This window comes from Pseudomonas sp. 2VD, from assembly GCF_005503585.1.
GTDB classification, from domain to species: Bacteria; Pseudomonadota; Gammaproteobacteria; order Pseudomonadales; family Pseudomonadaceae; genus Pseudomonas; species Pseudomonas aeruginosa.
In genome coordinates this window covers 1-6,834 of record NZ_SCND01000323.1, presented here as the reverse complement: position 1 = coordinate 6,834, position 6,834 = coordinate 1, and the positions used below count along the sequence as shown (strand labels likewise).

The window sequence follows — 6,834 nt, the reverse complement described above, 5'->3', positions numbered from 1 at the left end:
CCCGCGAACAGCCGCCCGCGCCGAACCGCCCGGCTGCAGGCGGCGACAAGCCGGAAAGCGCCCCGGACCCGCTGCTCGACCAGTACACCCAGGACCTCACCGCCGAGGCCCGCGCCGGGCGCATCGACCCCATAGTCGGGCGCGACGGGGAGATCCGCCAGTGCGTCGACATCCTCCTGCGCCGGCGGCAGAACAACCCGATCCTGGTCGGCGCGCCGGGCGTCGGCAAGACCGCGGTGGTCGAGGGCCTGGCCCTACGCATCGCCGCCGGCGAGGTGCCGCCGTCGTTGCAGGAGGTGATCCTGCGGGTGCTCGACCTCGGCCTGTTGCAGGCCGGCGCCAGCATGAAGGGCGAGTTCGAGCAGCGCCTCAAGGGCGTGATCGACGCCGTGCGCAACAGCGCGCAGCCGATCATCCTGTTCATCGACGAGGCGCACACGCTGATCGGCGCCGGCGGCGCGGAAGGCGGCAGCGACGCCGCCAACCTGCTCAAGCCGGCCCTGGCGCGCGGCGAGTTGCGCACCCTGGCGGCCACCACCTGGCTGGAATACAAGAAATACTTCGAGAAGGACCCGGCGCTGACCCGGCGCTTCCAGTTGGTCCAGGTCGAGGAGCCGGACGAGGCCACCGCCGTGGAGATGCTGCGCGGCGTCGCCGGCAAGCTGGAACAGCATCACGGCGTGCAGATCATGGACGCGGCCATCGTCGATGCGGTGAAGCTGTCGCACCGCTACATCTCCGGCCGCCAGTTACCGGACAAGGCGATCAGCGTGCTCGACACCGCCTGCGCGCGGGTCGCCCTCGGCCAGCACGACGTGCCGCCGCCGCTGGAAAGCCTGCGCCACCGCGAGCAGGCGCTGGAAGAGGAATTGCAGCGGCTGCGCCGGGAACAGGCCACCGGCCTCGACCACAGCGCGCGTATCACCGCCCTGGAAAGCGAGTCGGGCGATAACCGCCGGACCATCCGCGAGCTGGAGACCCGCTGGGACGAGGAACGCGAAGCGGTGCGCGAACTGCTCGACACCCGCCGCGAATTGCTGGCCCTCAGCGAAAGCGCCGACGCGGCCAAGCCCGACGAGGAACTGGACGGTCGCATCGACCACCTGGCCGCCGAACTGGCGCGCCTGGCGGCCGGCCTCGAAGCCATCCGCCAGGACGACCCGCTGGTTCCCGAGCAGGTGGACTCGCGTACCGTGGCCGCAGTGATCGCCGGCTGGACCGGCATCCCGGTGGGCAAGATGCTCGCCGACGAAGCCCACGCCATCCGTTCCCTGGCGCAACGAATGGGCCAGCGGGTGATGGGCCAGGAGGCCGCCCTGGGCGCCATCGCCCAGCGCATCCAGGCCTATCGCGCCGGACTCAGCGACCCGGCCAAGCCGGTCGGCGTATTCCTCCTGCCCGGCCCCACCGGCGTGGGCAAGACCGAGACCGCCTACGCCCTGGCCGACGCCCTCTACGGCGGCGAACGCAACCTGATCAGCATCAACCTCTCCGAGTACCAGGAGGCCCACACCGTCAGCCAGCTCAAGGGCGCCCCGCCCGGCTACGTCGGCTACGGCAGCGGCGGCGTGCTCACCGAAGCGGTGCGCCGCAAGCCCTATTCGGTGGTGCTGCTGGACGAGATCGAGAAAGCCCATCCGGACGTGCTGGAAGCCTTCTACAACGTGTTCGACAAGGGCGTGATGGAAGACGGCACCGGCCTGGTGGTGGACTTCAGGAACACCGTGATCCTCGCCACCAGCAACGTCGGCGCCGAACTGCTGCTGGACAGCCCGGCCGAACAGGTCGCCACCCCGGCCTTCGACGAGCGCCTGCGCAAAGTCCTGCTGCAAACCTTCCGCCCGGCGTTCCTCGCGCGCATGACCGTGGTGCCTTACCGGCCGCTGGAGGAAGCCACCCTGGAAGGCATCGTCGTGGCCAAGCTGGAAAAACTGCGGGAACGCTACAAGGCCGCTACCGGCAAACAGTTCGACTTCGACCCGGCCATCGTCAAGGCCGTGCTCGCCAAGTGCAGCGCGGCGGGCGCGCGGGATATCGAGAACGTGCTGATGGCGCAGGTGACGGGGAAGTTGGCGGAGTGGGTGTTGGAGTAGGACCCTATTTGAGGAGTCTATATGAACTATTTATTCGTGCCATTCACAAGCGAAGAAAGCAATAACGAACTACTATCCATGGGTACGCTTTGGGCATCCCAAGTGGCAAAGGATCCTCGCGGCAGAGAACCACCGAAGCTATTATTTTACAACACTAAGCACATGAAGCCATTAAATATCATAAACAATGACGATACGCTGTACGTGATTGCTCATGGTTACGAAGGCATCTCAGACTACATATTCAGCCTGAGCACCCCTCCTGCGAACGGGCTCATACCGGCGTTAACGGCAGGGGAACTGTCAGTAAGACTGAAAGTAGCAGGATTAAATGCAAACCATAGAAGAGTCAAGCTCTACGTATGTAACTCAGGGGGTGAGTTTTCGGAATTTGCTACTTCATTCAAAAGCAAAATGCGAGACAGCATGGGCTACCCCAATATAGATGTATATTACTATAATTCATCGGTGTCGGTACCGAAAGAATTTGCCGACGGCAATTACCATAAAGACGGGGTACTCTTTGATGCGCAAGGCAATGTAGTGCTAACGCCAAGATTTCGAGCTTCGGAAGCAAGACAGAGAGTACCTTAAGAATAATTTAGCGCCATCTCAAATAAAAAGGAAACGAGTAATGGGATATCTATTTTTTGACACTTCATAACCACAAAATAAGCCTCCTCCATCCCCCTTTATGAACTCTGACCAAGTCACCATTATGGCGCTGAAATTCTGGTCTGGAACGTACAGCACATGGACAACCAATCCACATCCACTCATTCGATGGCCTTTTGGGAAAAGCTGGAGTTCCTCGACAAATACTTGGCCAACCGATGAGGAGCGATCATTTTCCGGTGATCTATACGTGGATGGAAAAATCGGGATGAAGGTCGTCTTGAGGTTATTCATCATTCCTTCGGGCTGGCATGACAAGGCACACTAATGCCCCGTCCCACCGACACCAATACCACCCTCTCCCTCAGCGCCTCCACCCTGGGTGATCTTTACCCCCAGACGCTTTCCGGGGGCGAGGCGTTGAACGAGCTGGGCAGCCTGACGCTCGGCGGCTACAGCGCCACCGCGCTGACGTTGAGCAATGCGGTGGCCACCCATCTCACCGCCACCCTGCACAACGACGCCGACCAGCGTCCGCTCGACGGCCTGGTCGCGGAGATCCGCCAACTCCCCGGCGATGCCAGCGCCGAGCGCTACCAGGTGCTGTTGCGCCCCTGGCTCTGGTGGCTGACGCTGGCCAGCAACAACCGGGTGTTCCAGAACCTGGCCACCAGCGACATCGTCACCCAGGTCTTCGACCAGCACGGCTTCAGCGACTACCAGTTGCAGCTCAGCGGCAGCTACCAGCCCCGCGAATACTGCGTGCAGTACGGCGAGAGCGACCTCGCCTTCGTCTCGCGGCTGCTGGAGGAAGACGGCATCTTCTGGTTCTTCACCCATGCCGCCGGCAAGCACACCCTGGTGCTGGCCGACAGCAACGACGCCTTCCCGCCGATTCCCAACGGCCCGCAAGTGGCCTACCTGGGCCAAGGAATCGGCGTGCGCGAGTTGCAGGGCGTGCGTTCGGCGCAGTACAGCCTCCAGGCGGTATCCGGGACCTACAGCGCCACCGACTACGAGTTCACCACCCCGGGCACCTCGCTGTACTCCCAGGCCGAGGCGGTTTCCGGCGCCGCCGGCGTCTACCAGCACCCCGGCGGCTACACCGCCAAGGCCCAGGGCGACAGCCTGACCAAGCAACGCATCGACGGCCTGCGCAGCCAGGAGACGCGCCTGATCGGCGAGAGCGACTGCCGCTGGCTGGTGCCCGGCCACTGGTTCACCCTCAGCGGGCATGACGACGATTCGCTGAATATCGACTGGGTGCTGACCTCGGTCACCCATGACGCCAGTCACGCGCACTACCGCAACCGCTTCGAGGCGATCCCCAAGGCCACCGCCTACCGCCCCGCGCGGGTCACGCCCAAGCCACGCATGCACACCCAGACCGCCCTGGTGGTGGGCAAGGCCGGCGAGGAGATCTGGACCGACCAGTACGGCCGGATCAAGATCCAGTTCCCCTGGGACCGCGACGGCAAGAACGACGAGACCTCCTCCTGCTGGGTGCGCGTGGTGCTGCCCTGGAGCGGCAAGGGCTTCGGCATGCAGTTCGTGCCGCGCATCGGCCAGGAAGTGATCGTCACCTTCATCGACGGCGACCCGGACCGCCCGCTGGTCACCGGCTGCGTCTACAACGGCGACAACGCCCTGCCCTACGCGCTGCCGGACAACCAGACGCAGTCCGGGATCAAGACCAACTCGTCGAAGGGCGGCGGCGGTTTCAACGAGCTGCGCTTCGAGGACAAGAAGGACGCCGAGGAAGTCTTCCTCCAGGCGCAGAAGGACCTCAACGTCAACGTGCTCAACGACAGCACCGCCAGCATCGGCCACGACGAGACCCTGACGGTGCAGAACGCCCGCACCCGCACGGTGAAGGAAGGCGACGAGACCGTCACCCTGGAGAAAGGCAAGCGCACGGTGACCATCCAGACCGGCAGCGACAGTCTGGAGGTGAAGGACACGCGCACGGTGACGGTGGGCGCCGACCAGACCCACAGCACCGGCGGCAACTACAGCCACAAGGTCAGCGGCAACTTCGAGCTGACGGTGGACGGCAACCTGACCATCAAGGTCAGCGGCACCCTCGCCCTGCAGAGCGGCGGCAGCCTGACCCTGAAGAGCGACGCCGACCTCACTGCCCAGGCTGGCACCTCGCTGACCAGCAAGGCCGGGACGTCGCTGACCAACCAGGCCGGCACCTCCCTCACCAACAAGGCCGGCACCAGCCTGACCAACGATGCCGGCGTCAGCCTGACCAACAAGGCCGGCGCCGAACAGACGGTGGACGGCGGCGGCATGCTGACCATCAAGGGCGGCCTGGTAAAGGTCAACTGAGGAGAAGCGCATGGCGGCATCCGGCAAGCTCGACCTGGTTCGTGGCGACAGCCATCTCGCTGGTAACCTGCTCGACGGCAGCCTGGAAGGTCCGTTGCGCATCGACGAGCACGACAGGCCGCAGGCCAGCCTCGGCTACCGGCAGGGCCAGTTGCACGGCGCCAGCACCCTGTTCCATCCCAACGGCAAGGTCTCCGCGCAACTCGCCTTCGTCGACGGCAAGCTGCACGGGCCGGTCAGTTTCCATGCCGCGGAAGGCTGGTTGCAGCGCAAGGCGCACTACCGCAACGGGCTGCTCCACGGCGAAGCGCTCACCTATTTCGCCAACGGCCAGGTGGCCGAGCGCGAGCATTACCGCGACGGCGTGCGCGACGGGGTCTACCAGCGCTTCCATGGCAATGGCCAACTGGCCTTCGACGGACGCTACCTGAACGGCCAGCTACTGGACGGCGCCCAGCCGTTCGCCGATGACGGCCGGCCGCTGGACAGCGAGGGCAGACCCATGGCGCGCTGGCGCTGGTGGTGGATCAGGCTGGCGGAGCCCTAGGCGCGCATCGGCCAGGCGGCGCTCAGGGAATCAGCATCTGCACCTGTCCCGGCACGCTGATCTTGATCACCCCGCCCCAGGTGCAGATCAGCGTGCCGTTGGCGTCCAGCGCGGGCATCCCGCCCAGCAGCAGGGTCGGCGGACCGCCGGGGATCCACGGGCTGGCGGTGGCGGGAATGCACGGCATCGGCGTCAGTACGCCGAGGGTGGCGGCGGTGGCGGCGGCCACCACGGGGTTGGCCGGACTCTGGCAGAGGCCGAAGGTGGGAATGTTCAGCAGCGGGATGTGGTCCATGATGTTCGCCGCCGGCATCCCGCTGGTCAGGGTGCGGTTCTGCGGCAACACGTTGAGCACCGTCGGCGCCGCCCCGAAGCTGCATTGCAGGGTGGCGCCGGCGCAGACCTGCGGGCAGCCCATGCCGTCCTCCCGAGCGCGATGGCGTTGTAGCAGGATAGACCAGCCCATCGCGCTCGCCGTGGGGCTGGCTTGCTGTTTTTCTGACGAATGCCCGACATGCGTGTCGTCAGCGGCGCTAGAATTCCGCTGTCATGCGGGGCGGAGCCCCGCGACAGGGATCGACGAAAAAGGATTTTCGGCGGATCGAACGGTGCCCGCAGCGCCCTCGCCGGCCGGCCTGCGGCCGGTCGATGCAGGGGTTGCCGCACCCTGGCCGCCCCCAAGGACGGGACGACAATGCCTAGCACAAGAAGCCTCCCCGCACGGGTCATCGTCGCCGATGACTATCCCCTGTTCCGCGATGGCCTGAGACGGGTCGTCCGCCGCTACCTCCCGCAAGCCGCCGTAAGCGAAGCGGGCAGCTTCGACGAGGTGCTGCGCCTGGCTTCGAGCGTCTCGCCGGAACCTCCCGCCCTCTTCCTCCTCGACCTGCTGCTTCCCGGCTTCGCCGCCTCCCAGTCCATCGAGCGCTTGCGCCGCGCCTATCGGCACAGCGCAATCGTCATCGTCTCGATGCTCGACGACCCGCGCCTGGTGGACGAGGTGCTGGCCGCCGGCGCCGACGGCTACCTCGGCAAATCCCTGGAGGCCGGGGAGATCGGCACGGCGTTGCAGACGCTCGGCAGCGGCGAACCGGTGGTGCGCCTGCGCGGCGGGTCGAGCGCCGGCAGTCGGCAACGCGCCCTCCTGGACGCCCTGACCCCACGGCAGCAAGCGGTACTGCGGCTGATCGCCGATGGCCTGTCGAACAAGGAAATCGGCCGCGCGCTGTCGATCTCGCCGTTCAC

Annotated in this window: 6 protein-coding genes; 5 read left to right on the top strand and 1 reads right to left on the bottom strand. The window is 65.5% G+C overall.

Annotated elements, in window-relative coordinates; translation table 11 throughout:
• The 4 genes from tssH to FFS27_RS25770 all read left to right on the top strand — a co-directional run.
• Positions 1–2,093: type VI secretion system ATPase TssH (tssH, locus tag FFS27_RS25790; RefSeq protein WP_137952287.1), on the top strand; the 2,093-nt coding region annotated here is incomplete at its 5' end.
• A 21-nt stretch (positions 2,094–2,114) separates the two neighbouring features.
• Positions 2,115–2,687 carry a hypothetical protein gene (locus FFS27_RS25785; RefSeq protein WP_003122693.1) on the top strand — a complete coding sequence of 191 codons (573 nt, stop codon included), beginning with the start codon at positions 2,115–2,117 and terminating at the stop codon, positions 2,685–2,687.
• 348 nt (positions 2,688–3,035) lie between these two features.
• Positions 3,036–5,042 carry a type VI secretion system Vgr family protein gene (gene tssI, locus FFS27_RS25775; RefSeq protein WP_021264814.1) on the top strand — a complete coding sequence of 669 codons (2,007 nt, stop codon included), beginning with the start codon at positions 3,036–3,038 and terminating at the stop codon, positions 5,040–5,042.
• A 10-nt stretch (positions 5,043–5,052) separates the two neighbouring features.
• Positions 5,053–5,589: a toxin-antitoxin system YwqK family antitoxin gene (locus tag FFS27_RS25770; protein ID WP_003131532.1), complete on the top strand. Its 537-nt coding sequence runs from the start codon at positions 5,053–5,055 to the stop codon at positions 5,587–5,589.
• Positions 5,590–5,611: 22 nt separating this feature from the next.
• Here FFS27_RS25770 and FFS27_RS25765 read toward each other — a convergent pair whose 3' ends face one another.
• Entirely contained in the window at positions 5,612–6,007 is a 396-nt protein-coding gene (locus FFS27_RS25765; protein ID WP_021264815.1) for a DUF4280 domain-containing protein, read from the bottom strand.
• Between the two features lie 276 nt (positions 6,008–6,283).
• On the opposite strand from FFS27_RS25765, the gene FFS27_RS25760 reads away from it, so the two are divergent.
• Positions 6,284–6,834, top strand: a 551-nt coding sequence (locus FFS27_RS25760; protein ID WP_137952286.1) for a response regulator, incomplete at its 3' end; no start/stop codon positions are given.

Excerpts from the sequence above, each read along its gene's own strand:
- FFS27_RS25770 (WP_003131532.1), top strand. The coding sequence starts at position 5,053 with ATGGCGGCATCCGGCAAGCTCGACCTGGTTCGTGGCGACAGCCATCTC.
- tssI (WP_021264814.1), top strand. The coding sequence starts at position 3,036 with ATGCCCCGTCCCACCGACACCAATACCACCCTCTCCCTCAGCGCCTCC.
- FFS27_RS25765 (WP_021264815.1), bottom strand. The coding sequence starts at position 6,007 with ATGGGCTGCCCGCAGGTCTGCGCCGGCGCCACCCTGCAATGCAGCTTC.
- FFS27_RS25785 (WP_003122693.1), top strand. The coding sequence starts at position 2,115 with ATGAACTATTTATTCGTGCCATTCACAAGCGAAGAAAGCAATAACGAA.